The sequence below is a fragment of the Nonomuraea sp. NPDC002799 genome (assembly GCF_053592075.1).
Genome location: NZ_JBSFVA010000036.1, coordinates 32575 through 52169, shown reverse-complemented (window position 1 = coordinate 52169; position 19595 = coordinate 32575). Strand labels below are relative to the sequence as shown.

16 protein-coding genes are annotated in these 19595 nt (G+C 67.6%); 8 read left to right on the top strand and 8 right to left on the bottom strand.

Going from position 1 to position 19595, the window contains the following annotated elements; all coding sequences use genetic code 11:
• Positions 1-2: 2 nt before the first annotated feature.
• The gene (locus ACWD0F_RS41675; RefSeq protein ID WP_449886951.1) at positions 3-863 is read right to left on the bottom strand and encodes an ABC transporter substrate-binding protein; all 861 of its coding nucleotides are present in this window, start codon (positions 861-863) and stop codon (positions 3-5) included.
• 266 nt (positions 864-1129) lie between these two features.
• Between ACWD0F_RS41675 and ACWD0F_RS41670 the strand changes: the two genes are divergently transcribed.
• The gene (locus tag ACWD0F_RS41670; RefSeq protein ID WP_449886948.1) at positions 1130-2335 is read left to right on the top strand and encodes an NAD(P)-dependent malic enzyme; all 1206 of its coding nucleotides are present in this window, start codon (positions 1130-1132) and stop codon (positions 2333-2335) included.
• 283 nt (positions 2336-2618) lie between these two features.
• The gene (locus ACWD0F_RS41665) at positions 2619-3977 is read left to right on the top strand and encodes a hypothetical protein (protein WP_449886946.1); all 1359 of its coding nucleotides are present in this window, start codon (positions 2619-2621) and stop codon (positions 3975-3977) included.
• A 47-nt stretch (positions 3978-4024) separates the two neighbouring features.
• Here the strand turns inward: ACWD0F_RS41665 and ACWD0F_RS41660 are convergent, their stop codons facing one another.
• The 7 genes from ACWD0F_RS41660 to ACWD0F_RS41630 all read right to left on the bottom strand — a co-directional run bounded on the left by ACWD0F_RS41660 (position 4025) and on the right by ACWD0F_RS41630 (position 14119).
• A complete protein-coding gene (locus tag ACWD0F_RS41660) occupies positions 4025-5521 on the bottom strand; it encodes a hypothetical protein (RefSeq protein ID WP_449886944.1) in 1497 nt (498 codons plus the stop codon).
• A gap of 171 nt (positions 5522-5692) precedes the next feature.
• Positions 5693-7261 (bottom strand): trypsin-like serine peptidase, encoded by a 1569-nt coding sequence (locus ACWD0F_RS41655; protein ID WP_449886941.1) that lies wholly within the window; start codon positions 7259-7261, stop codon positions 5693-5695.
• Positions 7262-7694: 433 nt separating this feature from the next.
• Positions 7695-9224, bottom strand: a complete 1530-nt coding sequence (locus ACWD0F_RS41650) for a trypsin-like serine peptidase (RefSeq protein ID WP_449886938.1) — start codon at positions 9222-9224, stop codon at positions 7695-7697.
• A 432-nt stretch (positions 9225-9656) separates the two neighbouring features.
• On the bottom strand, positions 9657-10013 hold the full coding sequence (locus tag ACWD0F_RS41645; RefSeq protein ID WP_449886935.1) for a transposase: 357 nt from the start codon (positions 10011-10013) through the stop codon (positions 9657-9659).
• A gap of 128 nt (positions 10014-10141) precedes the next feature.
• Positions 10142-11305 carry a trypsin-like serine peptidase gene (locus tag ACWD0F_RS41640; RefSeq protein WP_449886933.1) on the bottom strand — a complete coding sequence of 388 codons (1164 nt, stop codon included), beginning with the start codon at positions 11303-11305 and terminating at the stop codon, positions 10142-10144.
• Positions 11306-11501: 196 nt separating this feature from the next.
• Positions 11502-12659, bottom strand: coding sequence for a trypsin-like serine peptidase (locus tag ACWD0F_RS41635; protein WP_449886931.1), 1158 nt, complete (start codon positions 12657-12659; stop codon positions 11502-11504).
• Between the two features lie 338 nt (positions 12660-12997).
• The gene (locus ACWD0F_RS41630; RefSeq protein ID WP_449886928.1) at positions 12998-14119 is read right to left on the bottom strand and encodes a trypsin-like serine peptidase; all 1122 of its coding nucleotides are present in this window, start codon (positions 14117-14119) and stop codon (positions 12998-13000) included.
• Positions 14120-14411: 292 nt separating this feature from the next.
• Between ACWD0F_RS41630 and ACWD0F_RS41625 the strand changes: the two genes are divergently transcribed.
• The 6 genes from ACWD0F_RS41625 to ACWD0F_RS41600 all read left to right on the top strand — a co-directional run bounded on the left by ACWD0F_RS41625 (position 14412) and on the right by ACWD0F_RS41600 (position 19536).
• A complete protein-coding gene (locus ACWD0F_RS41625; protein WP_449886926.1) occupies positions 14412-15851 on the top strand; it encodes an acetyl-CoA synthetase in 1440 nt (479 codons plus the stop codon).
• 92 nt (positions 15852-15943) lie between these two features.
• On the top strand, positions 15944-16222 hold the full coding sequence (locus ACWD0F_RS41620; RefSeq protein ID WP_449886923.1) for a hypothetical protein: 279 nt from the start codon (positions 15944-15946) through the stop codon (positions 16220-16222).
• Complete coding sequence (locus tag ACWD0F_RS41615) at positions 16209-16637, top strand: TA system VapC family ribonuclease toxin (protein WP_449886920.1); 429 nt, start codon at positions 16209-16211, stop codon at positions 16635-16637. Before ACWD0F_RS41620 ends, ACWD0F_RS41615 begins: the two co-directional genes overlap by 14 nt.
• A gap of 46 nt (positions 16638-16683) precedes the next feature.
• Positions 16684-17547: a hypothetical protein gene (locus ACWD0F_RS41610; RefSeq protein WP_449886917.1), complete on the top strand. Its 864-nt coding sequence runs from the start codon at positions 16684-16686 to the stop codon at positions 17545-17547.
• Between the two features lie 102 nt (positions 17548-17649).
• Positions 17650-18609 carry a zinc-binding dehydrogenase gene (locus tag ACWD0F_RS41605; protein ID WP_449886915.1) on the top strand — a complete coding sequence of 320 codons (960 nt, stop codon included), beginning with the start codon at positions 17650-17652 and terminating at the stop codon, positions 18607-18609.
• A 72-nt stretch (positions 18610-18681) separates the two neighbouring features.
• Positions 18682-19536 (top strand): oxygenase MpaB family protein, encoded by an 855-nt coding sequence (locus ACWD0F_RS41600; protein WP_449886912.1) that lies wholly within the window; start codon positions 18682-18684, stop codon positions 19534-19536.
• Positions 19537-19595 lie beyond the last annotated feature (59 nt).

Sequence of the window (19595 nt, the reverse complement as noted above, 5' to 3'; positions counted from 1 at the left end):
GATCAGCCCAGCTCGCCGGGCTTCTTGCCGAACCACTTCACGTAGATCTTCTCGTAGGTGCCGTCCGACTTGGCCTTGGCGATCTCCTCGTTGATCGTCTTGAGCAGGACCGGGTCGGCGCCCTTCTTCAGCCCGATGCCGTACTGCTCGCCGGTGTCCAGGCTGGCCAGCAGCTCGAACTTCTCGGCGACCTCCGGCTTCTTGAGCCAGGTGAGGACGACGGGCAGGTCCTGGACGACCACGTCGGCCTGGCCGGCCTGCAGGGCCAGCAGTTCCTTGGACGAGTCGGCGTACTCGGTCGGGTCGAAGCCGTTCTTCTTGACGTAGTCGAGGCCCGTGGTGCTGGCCTGGGCACCCAGCTTGAGGCCCTTGGCCTTGACGTCCTCCAGCGACTTGGCTCCGGTGCCCTTCTTGGCCAGCAGAGCCTGCGTGGCGTCGAAGTAGGGCTCGGAGAAGTCGATGTTCTGCTGGCGCTCGGGGGTGATCGTCATGCCGGCGGCGGCCACGTCGCACTTCTTCGCGGCCATGGCGGCGCCACTCTTGATCACCGCGAAGTCGATGTCCACGATGTTCTGGGTCACGCCCAGCTTCTTCGCGGCCAGGTCGACGATGTCGACGTCGAACCCGACGATGTTGCCCGTGTCGTCCTTGAACTGGAACGGCTCATAGGGGATGTTCGTGCAGACCGTGAGCTTGCCGGGCTGCACCAGCTGCGCGCCGGCCGCCGCCGAAGCGCCGGCACTGGTGGTGCTGGAGCCGGTGCCGGAGCCTGAGTCGCTGCCGCACGCGGTCAGCGTGAGAGCGGCGGTCAGGGCGAGCGCACCGGCGGTGTAGCCACGGCGACCCTTAAGGCTGAGGGCCATGGACGGCCTCCTCGAAGTGATATGCCACGAAACTTGCTTTTTGTGCAGTTTAAATGGGGTTTAGCTGCGGTCCGTCACCGCGCGTTTAACGATGCGTCAACGGAACGGCTTCGGCTCCGATACCGAAGACCATCTCAGCATGTGGCACTATGGGGTCACGGGTGACCCCCGTAACCCCCCTCCGAGATGGCCGACGAGGGGATCCTGGCAGCTACCGAAGCCAGCCCGCTCGCGCTCGTCCGCTGATGGTTCTTCCGCTTCCGATGATGACTACAGGGGTCGCTGTGGCTGCCACGCCCGCTTCTGCTTCCGTCGATCTCGACCTGGATCCCGCCTTCGCGCTGCACCGCGGTGGCAAGCTCGAGGTCCGCTCGACCGTTCCCGTCCGCGACGCGGACGATCTCGCCCTCGCCTACACACCGGGGGTGGCCCGGGTCTGCACCGCCATCGCCGACAACCCGTCGCTGGTCCAGGACTACACCTGGGTCTCCAGGGTGGTCGCGGTCGTCTCCGACGGCACCGCGGTGCTCGGGCTGGGCGACATCGGCCCCTCGGCCGCCATGCCCGTCATGGAGGGCAAGGCGCTGCTGTTCAAGGAGTTCGCGGGCGTCGACGCCGTCCCCATCTGCCTCGACTGCACCGACGTGGACGCGCTGGTCGAGACCGTCCTGCGCCTCGCCCCCTCGTTCGGCGGCATCAACCTGGAGGACATCAGCGCCCCCCGCTGCTTCGAGGTCGAAGACCGGCTGCGCGACCTGCTGGACATCCCCGTCTTCCACGACGACCAGCACGGCACCGCGATCGTGGTCCTCGCCGCGCTCAAGAACGCCGCCCGCCTGACCGGCCGCCCGCTGGGCGACCTGCGGGTCGTCGTGGCGGGCGCGGGCGCGTCCGGCGTCGCCGTCACCCGCATCCTGCTGGAGGCCGGCATCGGCGACATCGCCGTCTCCGACTCCAAGGGCATGATGTACGAGGGCCGCGAGGGCCTCAACCCGATCAAGCAGGCGCTCGCCCGCGACACCAACCGGGCCGGCCACACCGGCTCCACGGAGGAGGCCCTGGCGGGCGCCGACGTCTTCATCGGGCTCTCCGGCTCGACGGTGTCCGAGCAGGCCATCGCGTCCATGGCGCCCGAGGCCATCGTGTTCGCCCTGTCCAACCCGACGCCCGAGGTGCACCCCGAGGTGGCCGCCAAGCACGCGCGCGTCGTGGCCACCGGGCGCTCCGACTTCCCCAACCAGATCAACAACGTGCTGGCCTTCCCCGGGGTCTTCCGCGGCGCTCTCGACGTGCGCGCCTCCGCCATCACCGAGAACATGAAGGTGGCCGCCGCCCACGCGCTGGCGGGCGTCGTCGGAGACGCCGTGTCGGCGACGTACGTCATCCCGAGCCCGTTCGACGAGCGCGTCGCGCCGGCCGTGACGGCCGCCGTGGCCGCGCAGGCCAGGGCCGACGGCGTCGCCCGGATCTGACCTCTTCCCGCGTGCGGGGGCCTTTTCCGGCCCTCGCACGCCGGTTTTTCCGGCGCCGCACCCCCAGGTCGGCGGGTCTTTCCGGTTACTTGGCTCTGTCGTGGGTAGGTGAACTCCCCGTCCAGGAGCGAAAGGCGTCGGCCTGACCAGCGGCAGGGCCGGCGGAGGGTGCGGGATGGAGCAGCGGTGACCTTAGGGAACTGCCATAAATCCTTTACGCCAGGTGCTATAACAGTAGCTCTCTGTAAGGATGTGGGCGCCGACTCCTGTGCCGAGGAGAGCGATGGAACGCGAGCCTAACCGACTGCTGCAGCAGCTCATCGCGGAGGCGGGTTTTTCCCACAAGGGATTGGCCAGGCGCCTCAACGATCTCGGAGCCGCACGTGGCACGCCGGGCCTCAAGTACGACCACAGCTCAGTGTTGCGCTGGATCGCCGGCCAGCGGCCCCGTGACCCGGTGCCGTGCCTGCTCACCGAGATCTTCGCGCTGAGGCTGGGCCGCCCGGTCTCCGCCGGGGACCTGGGCATGCCGGCGATCATCACACCCCTCGATCTCGGACAGGAGTTCACGCACACCTGGCAGGAGGGGGTCGCGACCGTGACGGCGCTGTGGCGGGCCGACGTGGAGAGACGGAGGTTCCTGATCGACTCGACGTTCGCGATAGGAGCCGGCTCCGTGGGAGCCATACGCTGGTTGACGTCCCCGCCTGAGGGACGCCCGAGCGGCATGGGCACGCGGCGGGTGGGCCGCGCCGACATCGCCGCCATCCACGAGGTCACCCGCTCCTTCGGTGAGCTCGACAATCGTTTCGGCAGCGGCCGGGTGCGCTCGTCCGTCGTCAAATACCTCGACTCCGCCGTCTCCCCGCTGCTCAAGGACGGCTTGTACGGCGAGTCCACCGGCCGGCAGCTCGCCGCGGCGGCCGCCGAGCTGACCCGGCTGGCCGGCTGGATGGCCTACGACATGGAGCAGCACGGCCTCGCCCAGCGCTACCTGATCCAGGCCCTGCGCCTGGCGCGGGGCGCCGACGACCACACGCTGGGCGGCGAGATCCTGGCCGGCATGGCGCACCAGGCCATCTACATGGGCCAGCCGGCCCACGCCCTCGACCTGGCCAGGGCCGCGCAACTGGCGGCCCGCCGCGCCGGCGTCCACACCCTGCTGGCCTCCGCGCACGTCCTGGAGGCCCACGCCCAGGCGGGCCTGGGCGACGCCCGCTCCTGCGGGGCCGCCCTGAACGAGGCGGAGCGCGCCTTCGACACCCGCAGGCCCGCCGAGGAGCCGACCTGGCTCAGCTACTTCGACGAGGCCTATCTGTCCGCCAAGTTCGCCCACTGCTTCCGGGACCTCGGGGACGGCGCGCAGGCCGTCGGCAAGGCCCGGCGCTCGCTCGACATGGACTCGCGCTACGTCCGCGGGCGCATGTTCAACCTGTCGCTGCTGGCCGCCGGTCTGCTGCAGTGCGGGGAGCTCGAAGAGGCGTGCTCGGCCGCGGCCGGCGCCCTCATGCTGGCCAGTGAGCTGCAGTCGGCCCGGTCCCGGTCCTATGCCGCCGATCTGCGCAGGCGGCTGGAGCCGTACAAGAACGAGCGCCCGGTGATGGTGCTGCGCGAGCGCACGCGGGAACTCACCGCCGTGTGAACACGGAAACGGCCCGGGCCGCATGACCCGGGCCGTTTCACGGTGTCCTAGCCGAGCAGCTCGCCGGCAGGGCCGACGATCTTCTTGGTGACCGCGTAGTTGGCCTTGTCGTAGACGGCGGCGGTCTCGCCGTCGAAGATGGCCGCGCTGATGAAGTCGACCCGGCCGTTGCCGTCATTGTCGTGGAACAGGCTGGTCACGCCGTTGACGTAGCCGGTGCGCTTGCTGTTGTTGTACTTCGTGAGCCAGGGGCCGCCGTCGGCGCCGCCGGTCATCGAGCACTTGAGCACCTGGTGCGTCTCCACCTTGAAGGTGTTGACCTGGTAGCTCTTGGTCCCGGTCTTGCCGGCGCAGAACTTCGGCGTCACGCCCGTGTAGGGCTTGTCGCCGTCGGGGTGCGGGTCGGCCGGGTAGCCGAAGGCCGTCACGCTCTGGCCGAGGGGCTGGTTCCAGGAGAAGCCCTGGCCGCCGACGGTGTCGCCGAGGCGGCCGGTGTCCTTGGCGACGCCGATGATGAACTGGCCCTCGTAGTACTTGCGGGTGGTGCCGGGCTTGACCCACTTCTGCGTGTAGTAGTGGGTGATGGTGTAGTTGCCGGCCTTGTCCGCGTCGTCCTTGTGGCCGGGGCCCTTGTAGGCGTCGTACGCGGTCTTGGTGACCTGCTCGACGACCGGCTCACCGAACTTGTAGCCCTGGCCCTTGCCGACCTTGGCCGCCTTGTACGCGAGCGAGCCGACCTCCACCTTCTCCACCACGGCGCCGGGGAAGTCGGGGCCGACCAGGTCGGCGGGCTTGTCCTCGCCCTCGGACCAGCACTCGCCGAGGTTCAGCTGGCACTTGAGGAACTCGGCGGCGGTGATCTCCTTGGGCTTGACCCACTTGTCACCGGCCCACGCCTTGAACTCCTTGGCCGTCACCTGCTTCTCGCCCGCCAGGCCGAAGCCGTTGTGCACCGCGACGAAGGCGAAGTCGCCGTCATAGTCGTCGTAGGTGTCGAGGTCGAAGGTGGTGAAGGCGTAGGCGCCCGCGTAGACGCCCCAGGGGGCCTTGCCCTGGTAGTAGCCGGGGACGAACACCCACTTGTCGAAAACGTCGTCCTTGCCGTTCTCGTAGACGCAGTGGCCCGCGGTGGCGACCAGGTTACGGTTCCTGGACTGGATCGAGGTGGCCGAGCACCAGCGGTAGTCGCCCTTGCCGTCGAGGAAGAACACCTTGCCGATGGTCTTGGGCAGGTTGACGTTCGCGACCTTGGCGGGCTGCTTGGTGGTGCCGGTCGGAGCGGTGGAGCCGGGCTTGCCGTCGGTCACACCGGTCTTGCTCCCGGACGACACCAGCTTGGGCACGTCCTTGGCGTCCAGGTTGTACTGCGTCGCCTTGCGCAGAGCCGCACTGTTGGCGCCAAGCCAGAAATGGGCGGCGCTGTAGGCGTCAGCAGGCTTGGGCAGCAGGTCGTCCGACACCCAGTGCGGCTTGGCGGCGACGGGGGAGGCGAAGACGGCGGCGCTCAGGCCGACGGCTGCGAGGGGGATGAGCAGGCGCTTCACGGGAGGCTCCACAGTTGTCAAAAAGGAATGTAAGGACCCTATCGACCCTTCAGTCACTCTGGTAAGGGTGGTTCCCACTTTTCCCAGAAAGGCCAAAGGGCCCGGCAGATGCCGAGCCCTTTGGTAGTGCTACTGAACGATGACCAAGGTCTTCGCTCTTTCCGCAGCGAACTACGGGATGAGCTTGCCAGACCACGCGGCCGAAGCGGCCTTGTAGATCGTGTTGGTCTCGCCGTCGAAGTACGGCGACGTGATCTTGTCGTAGCGCTTGTTGCCATCGGTGTCAGCGATGAGGCTGGTGACACCGTTGACGTAGCCGAGACGCTTGCTGTTGCTGTAGTTCGCGAGCCACGGGCCACCATCGTAGCCAGCGGTCACGGAAGCCTTCAGCGAGATCTGCTCTTCCACCTTCTTCGAGGGGATGCGCAGAACGTTCTTCTCGGTCTTGCCGTAGCTCCACTTCGGCGTCACACCGGTGTACGGCTTGTTGCCGTCCAGGTGCGGGCCGGCGGGGTAGCCGAACGTACGGACGTACTTGCCGGTCGGCTGGTTCCACGAGAAGCCCTGGCCGCCAACGTTGTCGCCGAGGCGACCGACGCTCTTGACCTCGTGGCCGACGACGAAGAAGTCGGTACGGATGTACTTCTTGGCCGAACCCGGCTTCACCCACGTCTGAACGTAGTAGTGAGTGATGGTCGAGTTGCCGACCTTGTCCAGCTTGACGGTCCCGGGGGCGTCAGCGTTGGGGATGGGCTTGACCTCGGGCTTCTCACCCTCGGCCGGCTTCCAGCCCTGCTTGACCAGGTAGGCAACGGCCTCGTTGTAGGTCACGTTCTCGACGATGGGCTCGCCGAACTTGAAGCCCTGACCCTTGCCGGTCCGCGCGATGCGGTAAGCCTCGCCGGTGACCTCAGACTTGACGACCTCGGCACCGGGGTAGTCCGGGCCCGCGGCCTCGTCGCTCTTGGCGGGGACACGCGAGTAGTACTCGGAGGTCTTCGGGTCGAGGCGGCCCTTGCGGAACTCGTCCCGGCTGACCTCAACGTCCTTGGCGAACTTCTCGCCCGTGGCGGCGTTGTACTCCGCCTTGGTGACCTGCTTCGGCTTGTTGAGCACGCCGCCGATGCCGTCGTAGACGGTAACGAACGCGTAGTCGCGGTCGAAGTCCTCGTAGACGTCGAAGTCGTAGTGGGTGAAGGCCTGCTTGCCCACGTAGATGCCCCAAGGAGCCTTGCCCTGGTAGTAACCGGGGACGAACGCCCAGCGGGAAACGACCTCGTCGTTGCCGGCGATGTCGTACACGCAGTGGCCAGCCGTCGCGACCAGGTTGCGGTACTGCGACTGGATGGAGGTGCCGGAGCACCAGTACAGCTTGCCGTCACGGCCTTCGAAGAACACCTTGCCGATGGTCTTCGGCAGGTTCACGTTCTGAACCTTGACGGTGGCCTTCTTCTCCTCACCGATGGGGAGGGTCGAGCCCGGCTTGGTGTCCGCGCTGTAGCCACCACCGGAGGAGACCTTCTGGACCTCGAGAGCGTCCGGGTTGAACGCCACGGCGCCACGGAGGGCGGCGTTGTTGGACTTGGTCCAGAAGTTCAGCACCTCGGCGGCCTGCGCCGAAGTCTTGACCAGAGCGTCAGACGCGACGGTGTCGTCGGCCTGAGCGGTGCCGGCGAGGCCGGCAGCCAGGAGACCGGTGGCCAGGAGGGCGCCACCGGCGGGGAGGAGGATGCGCTTCAAGGTAACTCCTTGCGCTGTCGTGGAACGCTCTTGCGTCCCATTCGTCAGTAAAGGGATAGCCAGGAACATACAGTGTCGATCTTGAGAACCGGTAGCCGCTTTGAGAGGAAAAGATGCGACAAGCCGGACGTGATCGTTCTGTGATGTTTAGGCGGCTGATGCGCAGGAGTCGATGAACGCGGACCTTGAGAGTGTTTGCCCTGATCAACATAAGGAAGTTGTCAATGTTGCCCGCGAGGCTGCGGCGCTCTCTTGATCCAGCCCGGCGGGGCAATGTGACGCAGATCACATCGACTTGATGGCACCGTCTGGGCGTCCCGTACGTCCAAAGGGCTTCACATTCGAGCCGGAACGGCAGAAGGGCCCGGCGGATGCCGAGCCCTTCGCAGTACCGGTAGTGCGAAACGGTCTAGGACCGGTCGCTATCCGTTACTTAGACGATCTTGCCGGACCACGAGGTCGTGGCGGCCTTGTAGACGGTGTTGGTCTCGCCGTCGAAGTACGGCGACGAGATGTAGTCCACGCGGCCGTTGCTGTCCTGGTCGTTGAAGGTGCTGGTGACACCGTTCACGTAGCCGAGACGCTTGCTGTTGCTGTAGTTGTACAGCCACGGGCCACCGTCGGCGCCCTCGGTCATCGCGCACTTGAGCGCGACGTGCTCCTCGATCTTCTTGGCAGCCGAACCGACCAGCTTCTTGGTGGTCTTGCCGTAGCACCACTTCGGAGTCACGCCGGTGTAGTTCTTGTTGCCGTCGGGGTGGGGAGCGGCCGGGTAGCCGAACACGCGGATGGCCTTGCCGGTGGGCTGGTTCCAGGAGAAGCCCTGACCGCCGACGTTGTCACCAAGACGGCCCGCGTCCTTGACGGCGCCATCGATGATGTAGAAGACGGTCTTGTAGAACTTGGTGTCAGAACCAGGCTTGTACCACTGCTGCACGTAGTAGTGCGTGATCGTCGAGTTGCCCCGGGCGTCAGTGGCGACCACGGCGGGGTACTTCTCGGCGTCCTTGGCGGCGTTCGCCTTGTAGGCGTCGGCCTGGGCGGTGGTCACGATCTCGGTGATGGGCTCACCGAACTTGAAACCGTTGCCCTTGCCGGCCCGAGCGGCCTTCCACTTGTCGCTCGTGGTCTCGACCTTCGCGACCTCGGCGCCCTCGAAGTCAGGGCCCGTGGGCTCGGCCTTGCTGCCACGCTTGACCCAGTAGGCCCCGGTGGAGGTGGGGTCGAGCTTGCCCTTGCGGAACTCCTCGCGGGTGATCTCGACGTCCTTGGCGTCCTTGACGCCCTGGTACTTGTCGAAGTCGGCCTTGGAGACCTGCTTGGAGGTGCCGCCACTGAGCGACACGCCGTTGTACACGGTCACGAACGCGTAGTCGCGGTCGTAGTCCTCGTACACGTCGAAGTCGTAGTGGGTGTAGGCGGTCTTGCCGACGTAGATGCCCCAAGGAGCCTTGCCCTGGTAGTAACCGGGGACGAAGACCCACTTGGACAGGACGTCCGTGTTGCCGGCGGTGTCGTAGACGCAGTGGCCGGCCGTGGCGACCAGGTTGCGGTACTGCGACTGGATCGAAGTGGCGGAACACCACTTCTTCTCGCCCTTGCTGTTGACGAAGAACACCTTGCCGATGGTCTTCGGCAGGTTGACGTTCTGCGCCTTGGTGGCGGTCTTCTTCTCTTCGCCGATCGGCGCGGTGGCGCCGGGCTTGGTGTCCGTGGTGGCGCCACCCTTGCTCTGCAGCTTGGCGACGTCAGCCTTGTCCCAGACGTTCGACTCCTTGGCCGCCTTCAGGGCAGCGCTGTTGTTCTCCGCCCAGAAGTCCGCGATGGCCTTCGCGTTGGCGGCGCTGGCCGCCATCTGGTCGGTGGCGACAGTGCTGTCGGCGGAGGCGGTGCCGGCGAGGCCGGCAGCCAGCAGACCGGTGGCCAGGATGGCTCCGCCGGCGGGGATGAGGATGCGCTTCAAGGGAAATGCTCCTTGCTCTGTCGTGGGTCGCAACACGCGTCCCATGCGTCAGTAAAGGGATGGCAAGGAACATAGCGCGGTGATCTGCGCAGGTGGAACCCGGTTTGGGACATCGGGAAGTTGGCCTGACCGCCGTTACCGTGCTGTTACCTGTCAGAGACCTTTGCGGCCTGTGATCAAGAAGTCACGTTTGCGCAGGGTAGGGCGGGGGTTTGGCGTACGGGACGAATGTGCCGTTTGCGCGGATGTCACAACGAGGGCCCCTCGGGATGTGACTCAGATCACAGGAACCAGATGGGGGGCTGCTCCGTCTAAATTGCCTTGAAGCTCACAGGTGATCTTCAGGATGCTGCCGGAAGTTCACAGATTTCTTCCACTGGGCCCTGTTTTGCGGGTGTTCTGCGGCGGGATAGCGCGGGCGATTCGTCGCTTTCAGGCGTTCCGACGGTCGACCACGAGGGCGAGCTGGGCGCGCAGGCTCGCGGACGCCGGGTCGCCGGCGGCCTGGAAGGCGGTCAAGAGGCGCTGCCAGGTGCCGTCGGCATGCCAGAGGCGGTCATGCCGGTAGATGTCCACCCAGCAGCCGAAGCGCTCGGGGAGGTGTCGCCAGCGGGACCCGGTGCGAGCCTGGTAGAGGACGGCGTTGATCACGGTCCTGTGCCCGCCCGAGCGGTCGCCATGGGCGGCCGGGACGCCGCGCTCGGCGGAGGCGGCGGAGCCGGCGCAGTCCGCGGGCAGGAGCGGCGCCAGCCGGTTCCATTCGGCGTTCGTCAGATCACCATGGCGCATGCGCTCATCGTGACAAGGTAAACACTCTGTGTCAGCAGATTAAAGAAAGATCTTCACGAGCGGGGTCGAGGGGGCAAAGCAAAGGCGGGGGCCTCGAAAATCGAGACCCCCGCCTTCCCCTGGTAGGGCTACTTGTACAGCTCACCGTTCGGGCCGACGATCTTGCCGGACCAGACGTTCTTGGCCGCGTTGTAGACCGCGGCCGTCTCGCCGTCGAAGTACGGCGAGGTGATGTAGTCGATGCGGTCGTTGCCGTCCTGGTCCGCGAACGTGCTGCTGGTGCCGTTCACGTACCCGAGACGCTTGCTGTTGCTGTAGTTGAGCAGCCACGGGCCACCGTCGTAACCGGGGGTCACGGCGCACTTGAGGCCGATGTGCTCCTCGATCTTCAGCCAGGAGGCGCCGACGGCCTTGGAGGTCGTCTTGCCGTAGCAGTACTTCGGCGTGACACCGCTGTACGGCTTGTTGCCGTCGGGGTGCGAGGCCGCCGGGTAGCCGAAGGTGCGGACGTACTTGCCGGTGGGCTGGTTCCAGGCGAAGCCCTGGCCGCCGACGTTGTCGCCGAGGCGGCCCGCGTCCTTGGACAGCAGGATGTAGGAGCTGCCGCCCCACGAGCGCTTCGGGCCGGTGAAGCGCGCGTAGTCCTTGCGGTCCACCTTCTTGACGCCGTTGAAGAGGATGCCGTTGTAGACGGTGACGAACGCGTAGTCGCGGTCGTAGTCCTCGTAGGTGTCGAAGTCGAAGTGGGTGAAGGCCTGCTTGCCGACGTAGATGCCCCAAGGAGCCTTGCCCTGGTAGTAGCCGGGCACGAAGACCCAGTTGTCCAGGAGCGCCTTGTTGCTGTCCGTGTCGTAGACGCAGTGGCCGGCCGTGGAGACCAGGTTGCGGTAGTTCGACTGGACGGAGGTGGCCGAACACCAGCGGAACTTGCCGCCGCCGTCGACGAAGAAGACCTTGCCGATGGTCTTGGGCAGGTTCACGTTCTGGGCCGAGCCGGTGGACTTGGACTCACCGGTCGGGGCGGTGGTGCCGGGGCTGCCGTCAGGGGTGTAGCCACCCTTGGAGACGACCTTACGGACCTCCTTCGAGTCCCACGTGTACTGGGTCGCGGAGCGCAGGGCGGCGCCGTTCGAGGCGAGCCAGAAGGAGGCGACGGACGCGGCCTCGGAGGTGTTGCCGGCCATGGGGTCGTGGGAGACGTCCCCGTCGGCCTGTGCGGTGCCGGACAGGCCGGCGGCGAGCAGGCCGGTCGCCAGGATGGCGCCGCCGGCGGGAAGAAGGATTCGCTTCAAGGTAACTCCAGGTTGCGCTGACATGAGGCGCCTCGTGCACCCCCGAAACTCAGCAAACGGACAGCCCGGAACCTACAGGGTTGACCAAGGGCGCGTAAATTTGAGGTAGATCATGTCAACGTTCCAAGGGGCCGCGTGACCTTGTCGTGACACAGGATGTGCTGATCACTTGCAGTGATCGCCCGGTTGCTATGACTTACGTCACATTCGGCAGGACGGCCTGTGCGGCGGCCCGCCGGTAGACCGCGCCGGTGATGTTGTCGAAGTACGGCGACGACACCCCGTCGAACCAGCCCTTCGCGTCGCTGTTCCAGTTCAGGCTGTTGACGCCGTTCAAACTGCCGAGCCTGCGCTCCAGGTCGTAGCCGGTCAGCCAGGGGCCGCCGCTGGCGCCCGAGGTGAAGTCGCACGGCTGGAGCCGCACGCCCTTCTGCAGGTCGCGGTTGGGGGCCACGGTCCAGCTCGTGGCGCCCTCCTTGCACATCCGCAACGTCTTGCCGTCGAACGGGCGCGAGGTGTCGGGCTGCGGGCCCTGCGGGTAGCCGAAGGCCGTCACCGTGTACGTGGCCGGCCTCCTGTTGAGCTCCAGCCCCTGGCCGCCCACGTTGTCCTGGAGCCGGCCGACGTCCTCCATGACGTAGCCGCCGGACTTGGCCGTCCACTTGAACCCGCGCTGCACGGTCACGAACGCGTAGTCGTAGTCGTAGTCGTTCCGGCCGGGCCAGTCCTCGTGCATGCTGATCGAGGCGCCCACGTAGATGCCGTCAGGCGTCTCGCCGTTGGGCCCGGGGTTGGGGACGAAGATCCAGTCCTGGGCCGCCCTGCCCTGCCGCGGGTCGTACGCGCAGTGCCCGGCCGTGGCGACGACGCTCAGGTTCTTGGCCGCGACCGCGCTGGCGGAGCACCAGTACTCCTGGTCGCCGAACCGGAAGAAGACCTTGCCCGTGGTCCTGGCCACGGCGCCCTTGAGCGGCAGCGCGGGCAGGGCGCTCCTGGTGGCGTTCTTCGTGGCGGCGGTCTTGGCCGCGGTGGTCGTGGCGGCGTTCTTGGTGGCGGCGGACGTGGCCGGTGCGGTCTTCGCGGCGGGGGCCGCGGGGCCGGCGGCGGACGCGGCGGACGAGGTCTTCGGGGAGGCCTGCGTGCCCGGCGTGGCGGGGGTGTAGGTGTCGGCCAGCTTGAGCTTCTCGGGCTTCCAGTACTCGGCGACCTTCTTCACGTCGGCGACGGTCCTGGCCAGCGAGACGGGGTACACCTTGCCCGTGGGGGCGGCGTTCGCGATCCCCGTACAGACGGACAGCGTCAGCAGCGCGCCGCACAGCGCAGCCGCCACCACGTGCCTCGCCCGGGGGATCATGGAAATTGCCTTTCTTGGGGTCGTAAGGGTGGATTTTTCCAGATGTACAGACTGTATTGCAGCCCGGATAGAGATTCGTTACCTGATCAAGGGTGCACACTGAACTATAAGGACACCGTCAGCCACACACTTCGGGCGCCTCTAAATGATCATTGTTTTTGGGTGTTATCCCAGGTCAGATGGCCTGTGGCGACTCCGTTGGCTCGGTGCGTCAATCCCATTCCCGGTGCGCATTCGCCCGCCCCTCCAGTGGTGCACGCCACGTCGCTCTGAGCCCATTCTGTGACGGGGGAAGGCCCCGATCCCATAGAGAACCGGGGCCTGAGGGTGCCGACGCGTCACGGCATGTTGCCGGTCCACCGGTTGGCGGCGGCCTGATAGACCTTCGCGGTGTCGGTGTTGAAGTACGGCGACGAGATGTGGTCGTAGCGGTCGTTGCCGTCGGTGTCCCACGCGACGCTGTTGACGCCGACCAGGTAGCCGGTGCGCGACGCGCTCCTGTAGTCGTAGAGGAGGGGTCCGCCGCTCGCGCCGGCGGTGAAGGAGCACCTGAAGCCGATGTGCTCCTGCAGGTTGTACCTCTTGGCCTCGGGCATCGGCTTGGTCGTGCCGTAGCAGTACTTCATCGTGCGCCCGGTGTACGGCTTGTCGCCGTCGGGGTGCCCGCCCGCCGGGTAGCCGAAGGAGAAGACGTTCAGCTTGGTGCTCCGGTTCCAGGTGAAGCCCTGGCCGCCGACGTTGTCACCGAGCCGGCCGACGTTCTTGACGGTCCACCTCCAGCGGTCGCCGGCCTTCTCCCACGAGACCTTGATGCCGTTGTAGACGTTGACGAACGCGTAGTCGAAGTCGTAGTCCTCCTTCACCACGAAGTCGTCGTGCGCGTTGAAGGTCTTGGCGGCGTAGATGCCGTAGGGCGCCTTGCTCTCCCAGACCCTGTCGCCGTCCCAGTACGACGGGATGAAGATCCAGTTGTCGTAGAAGGTGTTCCTCCTGGTGTCGTACACGCAGTGGGCCGAGGTGGCCACGAGGTTGCGGTACTTGCCCTGCAGGGAACCGGCCGAGCAGTAGCGCCAGTTCTTCGGGTTGCGGGGGTCGGTCTTCGGCAGCGTGAAGAACACCCGGCCGACGGTGCTGGGCAGGTTGACCTGCTTGCTCTTCGCCGCCTTCGTCTTCTCCCGGCCGATCGGCGGAACGGAGCCGGCCGGCCCGTCGGGGGAGTCGTTGCTGCCCTTGACGCCCTTGGAGGACAGGTCGAGGCCGTCGTCGTAGTCGGTGGCCAGCCTGACCCGGTCCGGCGTCCAGAACCGGACCGCCTGCTCGGCCGGGGTGGCCGCGTTCCTGGAGACGACGTCTGGGGGTGCGGTCGCGCTCGCCGCCGTGCCGCTGAGCAGGCCGGCGGACAGTCCGATGGCCACCAGACCGGCGAGGGGGATCGCGATGCGTCTTGCTCGGGAGTACATGGAGCTCCTCTCAGCTCCCGGCGGCCCAGAGCGGGGTACGGCGCCCCGATGAGCCGGGGAAACGATGGAACGTTAATGAATGGCACTCGGCGGCGGCCAGGAAACGACGTGAAAAAGCATGAGCCGGTTCCATTCCGTGATGAAAATAGCGAAATCGCATGTATTCGTAGTAGGCATCCATGCAGGTCGGAGCCGGTTTTGGGAAGCCTTCCCTTTCTTGGGCAACAGCGGTAACGCTGATTATCAGAAGCCACTTCTTATCAACCGAATCTTGTTCTGGTTAGATGGCTTCATGGACCCTCGCACCCCCTGTCTCATCGGCATCGCGCAGCGCACGGTTCGTGAGCAGCCCGGCCCCGAGCCGCTCGATCTCTGGGAGGAGGTCGCGCGGGCGGCGGCCGACGACGCCCGGCTGCCCGTGCGCCGGCTCGACTCGATCCAGATCGTCTACACCGACTCCTGGCAGTACGACTCCCCGGTCGGCCGCCTCGCCGAGCGCCTTGGGGCCGCGCCCCGGCACCAGGCGTACTCCAAGGTGAGCGGCACGGCTCCGCAACTGCTCATCGGCGCGGCGGCGGCCGGGATCGCGGCGGGGGAGCTCGACTCCGCCCTGGTCACGGGGGCCGAGGCGCTGGCCACCCGCCGGGCGTACCGGAAAGCCGGCGAGCACGTGCCGTGGAGCCACGCCGCCGATCCCAAACCGCCCTACGGCTGGGAGCGCCCGCCGCATCCAGCCGAGCTGGCGCACGGGTTGTTCCTGCCGGTGCACACCTACGCGATCATGGAGACCGCGCGGCGGGCGGCGCTCGGGCTGACGGTCGAGGAGGAGATGCTCGACCGGGGCCGGATGATGGCGCCGATGACCGAGGTGGCCGCCGCGAACCCGTACGCGTGGCGCCGCACCGCGCGCACCCCCGAGGAGCTCGTGCGGGGCGGCCACTATGTCGGCTGGCCCTACACCAGGAACACGGTGGCCGTGATGGAGGTGGACCAGGCGGCGGCCGTCGTCCTGGCCAGCACCCGGCTGGCCGACCAGCTCGGGGTGCCCGCGTCGGGGCGCGTCTACCTGCGGGGGTGGGCGTACGCGGAGGACACCTGGGAGGTGGCGGCGCGGCCCTCCCTGGGCTCCTCACAGGCCGTCGCCGCCGCGGCGGAGGCCGCCTTCCTGCGCGCGGGGCTGGGGCTCGGCGACATGGACGCGCTCGATCTGTACAGCTGCTTCGCCATCGCGTTGCGGCAGGCGTGCGACGCGCTCGGCCTCGATCCGCTGGACCGGCGCGGGCTGACGGTGACCGGCGGGCTGCCGTACGCGGGCGGGCCGGCCAGCGACTACGTGCTGCATTCGACGGCCACGATGGCGGGGCTGCTGCGGGCGCAGTCGGGGCACGGGCTGGTGAGCGGGGTCGGGATGCATCTGACGAAACACACCTACGCGGTGTGGTCGAGCGAGCCCGGGGGCGTTCTGGGGAGTGCGGAGCCGGTGTTCACGGCCGAGGGCGGGGCGATCGCGGCGACCTATGAGGGGGACGCCAGGGTGGCGGGCTACACCGTGGCGCACGGGCGGGACGGCGCTGCTGAAAACGGGATTCTGGTGGTGGATCTGCCCGGCGGGGGGCGGGCGCACGCGGTGGTGGACCGGACGGAGCTGCTGGCTGACGCCGAGTCGCGGGAACTGGTGGGGGAACGGGTGCGGCTGACGACCGACGGCAAGATCAATGTGGCCTCTTGGTGAGGTCAACATGCAAAGAGAGTACGTGGCCCACTACTCTCTGTGTTGACATTTTTATGTCAGCGGCGGACGCTGGAGTCATGCGGAGGACAACGGTGCGCATCGACGAAACACTCCTCAACGAGGCGAAGGCGTACGCGGCACGGAGCGGACGCAGTCTCAACTCAGTGATGGAGGATGCCTTGAGGCAACTGCTGACCCGCACCACGGAGGCGGCCGGGCGGCCCCGCGTGGAGCTGATCACCTCTACAGCCATGTCCGGCTTCCAGCCGTGGGTCCAGCAGCGGCTCGACGCCGGCGAGAAGCTGGAGCACATCGTTGACGAGCTCGACGACGAGGAGCGGATCGAGGCGATACGCGATGTTGCTCGTTGACGTCAATGTTCTCATCAACGCCTTTCGGAAGGAGGCCGCTGATCACCATCGCTGCCATGCCTTCGTCGAGGAGATGGTGAACGGCGCCTCCAGCTACGCCGTGAGCGATTTCGTGGTCAACGGGTTCATCCGCACGGTGACCAACCGGCGCGTCTATGTCCAGCCCGACCCACTCGAACGAGCGCTGACCTTCGCGCAGATCTACCGCAACCAGCCGCAGGCTTCGGTGATCGCCGGCGAGTCGAGGCACTGGGAGATCTTCACCAGGCTGAGCCGGCAAGCCGGAGCAGCCGGCAATCTCATCCCCGACGCCTATCTGGCCGCACTCGCCATCGAGCACGGTTGTGAATTTGTGACCTGCGACAAGGACTTCGCCCGGTTCGAGGGCTTGCGCTGGCGGTCGCCGCTCAACTGAACTGGAGGCTGAGGGCGCAAGCCGGCACTACTCGGCTAGGAACGTCGTGGCGAATCAGTTCGACGTCATCGAGGCGGGCGAGCGTGGCCGCCGCCGCTGGATCGGGTTGTCGGTGGTCTTGGCGCTCCTGGCGATTCCCGTTGTCGGCCTGCTGCTCAGCCGGGACCCCGAACCCCCGCCGCCGTCCGCACCCCAGCCGATCCGGTCGCTGACCAGGATCGAGGGCGCGCCCAACCTCCTGCACGCCCCCACCACGGTCAAAGGGGGCGATGAGGTGATCCGGGTGGTGTTCCCGGACGGGGCGCGGGCCGAGGTGCGCTATCCGGCCGAGCTGGATCTCGACGGCATGGGGTCGCGGCCGTTTCAAGGGGGGTGGGTGGATGAGATCTTCCGGCAGTTCGTCGCGCCGTACAACGAGGTCGAGATCACCCGAGGCGGGCGGCCGATCAGGAACTACGCCCCCCATGTGACGCTCTGGCCGCGCCAGGCGGGGAGCGGCTCGCAGGTGCTGCTGTTCGCGTTCGACGACTGGCGGCTGGCGATGTACGACCGGGGACAGGGGCTCACCTTCGACCAGCGGATGGCGCTCGCGCGCGGGCTGACCGGGAAGGTGACCGAGGACGGTTACCTCGTGCTGTCGGCCAAGGGGGCGGTGCGGCTGGCCGGGCCGGGGACGATCGTGGAGGGAAGCCCGGTGGGGCCGCAGCTCTGGTTCGGCGGTGGGGCGAGGGAGGTGGTGGCGCTGGTGCCGACGCCCGGGTGCGAGCGGATCACCCGACTGCCGTCGCTGGTCGGCGGGCGGACGCGGTCGGCCGGCTCGGTGTGCAGGAAAGGGGTGCTGATCGTCGCCGCGGGGTCGCGGTCGTTCCGTGAGCGAGCCATCGACGGCATCCGCGTCACGATGAAGTGAGGCGCCGCGGTACGGCTGGCCGGAGGAAAGTGACGCGCGGCAGTGGGGCGTCGCGGGACGGCGGACCGGAAGATCGGGGTGGCGCTGAAGTAGGGTGCGGCCATGTTCGCCGTAACCGCCACACAGACCGACCCCGACAACCCCCTCGCCGGGCTGACGCTCGGTGAGCGTCCGGAGCCGAAGGCGCCGGACGGATGGACGACCGTCTCCGTGCGCGCGGCCGCGCTCAACCACCACGACCTGTGGACGCTCAAAGGCGTCGGCATCAGGCAGGACCGGCTGCCCATCGTGCTCGGCTGCGACGCCGCGGGGGTGGACGAGGACGGCAACGAGGTCATCGTGCACGCCGTGATCGGCTCGGGCGCCGACGAGACCCTCGATCCCAAGCGCACGCTGTTGTCGGAGACCTACGACGGCACGTTCGCCGAGCGCGTGGCCGTGCCGCGCCGCAACCTGGTGCCCAAGCCCGCCGGGCTCAGCTTCGAGCACGCCGCCTGCCTGCCCACGGCCTGGCTGACCGCGTACCGGATGTTGTTCGACAAGGCCGGGCTCCAGCCCGGCTCCACCGTGCTGGTGCAGGGCGCCGGCGGCGGGGTGGCCACGGCGCTGATCGCGCTGGGCCGGGCCGGCGGCTACCGGGTCTGGGCGACCAGCCGGTCGGAGGAGAAGCGGGAACGCGCCCGGCAGCTCGGCGCCGACCAGGTGTTCGAGCCGGGCGCGCGGCTGCCCGAGCGGGTGGACGCGGTCATGGAGAGCGTCGGCCAGGCCACCTGGGACCACTCGCTCAAGTCGCTCAAGCCCGGCGGCCGGGTCGTCGTCTGCGGGGCGACCAGCGGCGCGGCTCCGTCCGCCGACCTGAACCGGGTCTTCTTCCTGCAGTTGTCCGTCGTCGGCTCGACCATGGGGACCCGTGACCAGCTTCAGCGGCTGGCGGTCTTCCTGGAGCAGACCGGCCTGCGGCCCGAGGTCGACAGGACGTTGCCGCTGGCGCAGGCGCGGGACGGGTTCGCCGCCATGGCGGAGAGCGACCTCTTCGGGAAGATCGTCTTCACTGTGGAATAAGTGAAGGGTTACCACGTGGCCTGCCGGGTGATACAAGAAGAGTGAGGTTGTATCACCCGGAAGGTCATCATCATGGACGTTGAGCCCTTCGGCCCAGGCTCGATGCACTGGGACACCGCGGGCGAATACCGCAACCTGCTTGTGGCCGGCAGCACGCTGGTCATGCAGACCATGCACCCGGCGGTCGGCGCGGCCGTCGCGGAGCACTCGACGTACAAGGAAGATCCGTGGGGACGGCTGACCCGCACGCTCGCCTCCGTGCAGAAATGGGTCTACGACGACGGTCCCGCGGAGGGCCGGCGGCTCAGAGAGCTGCACCGGCCGATCAGCGGCGTGGACGAGCGCGGCAGGCCCTACCACGCCCTGAACGGTGCGGCCTGGGCCTGGGTGCACCTGACGCTGTTCGAGCGGTTCATCACGCTCAATCGCTATTTCGGCACCCCGTTCACGGTCGAGCAGCAGCGGCGGCTGTATGCCGAGTCGCGGCGGCTCGGCGCGATCCTGCAGGTGCCGGAGCGGGAGATGCCGGCGGACCTTGAGGCGTTCTGGCGTTACTTCGACGCGATGGTGGCCGACCGGCTGGAGCCGCATCCGACGGCGCTGGAGGTGTTGTCGGTCATGCGTGGCACGCCCGCGCCGCCGGGATTGCCCAGGCCGTTGCACCGGTTGTGGACGCCGGTCGGGGTGGGGTCGGGGGAGTTCAACCACTTCGTGACGGTCGGCACGCTGCCGGCCGCCGTGCGGGCCAAGCTCGGGTTGCGGTGGACGGCGCGGGAGGAGCGGCGGTTGCGGCAGCTCGGGCACGCGGTGGCGATGCTGACACCGCGGCTGCCCGAACGCCTGCGTTACATGCCCATCGCCTACCACGCCCGCAAGGTGGCCCGCATGTCCCGCCGCACCGAGCGCCGGCATCTGCGCTCCGCGTAGTGCCCACACCTGCGCTCCGCATAGCGGCAAGCCGCTGCGCTCCGCGTAGCGCCGGCATC

Bases quoted from the DNA above. Each gene is read 5' to 3' on its own strand.
- ACWD0F_RS41675 (WP_449886951.1), bottom strand. From the start codon at position 863: ATGGCCCTCAGCCTTAAGGGTCGCCGTGGCTACACCGCCGGTGCGCTC.
- ACWD0F_RS41670 (WP_449886948.1), top strand. From the start codon at position 1,130: ATGACTACAGGGGTCGCTGTGGCTGCCACGCCCGCTTCTGCTTCCGTC.
- ACWD0F_RS41665 (WP_449886946.1), top strand. From the start codon at position 2,619: ATGGAACGCGAGCCTAACCGACTGCTGCAGCAGCTCATCGCGGAGGCG.
- ACWD0F_RS41645 (WP_449886935.1), bottom strand. From the start codon at position 10,013: ATGCGCCATGGTGATCTGACGAACGCCGAATGGAACCGGCTGGCGCCG.
- ACWD0F_RS41635 (WP_449886931.1), bottom strand. From the start codon at position 12,659: ATGATCCCCCGGGCGAGGCACGTGGTGGCGGCTGCGCTGTGCGGCGCG.
- ACWD0F_RS41630 (WP_449886928.1), bottom strand. From the start codon at position 14,119: ATGTACTCCCGAGCAAGACGCATCGCGATCCCCCTCGCCGGTCTGGTG.
- ACWD0F_RS41625 (WP_449886926.1), top strand. From the start codon at position 14,412: ATGGACCCTCGCACCCCCTGTCTCATCGGCATCGCGCAGCGCACGGTT.
- ACWD0F_RS41615 (WP_449886920.1), top strand. From the start codon at position 16,209: ATGTTGCTCGTTGACGTCAATGTTCTCATCAACGCCTTTCGGAAGGAG.
- ACWD0F_RS41605 (WP_449886915.1), top strand. From the start codon at position 17,650: ATGTTCGCCGTAACCGCCACACAGACCGACCCCGACAACCCCCTCGCC.
- ACWD0F_RS41600 (WP_449886912.1), top strand. From the start codon at position 18,682: ATGGACGTTGAGCCCTTCGGCCCAGGCTCGATGCACTGGGACACCGCG.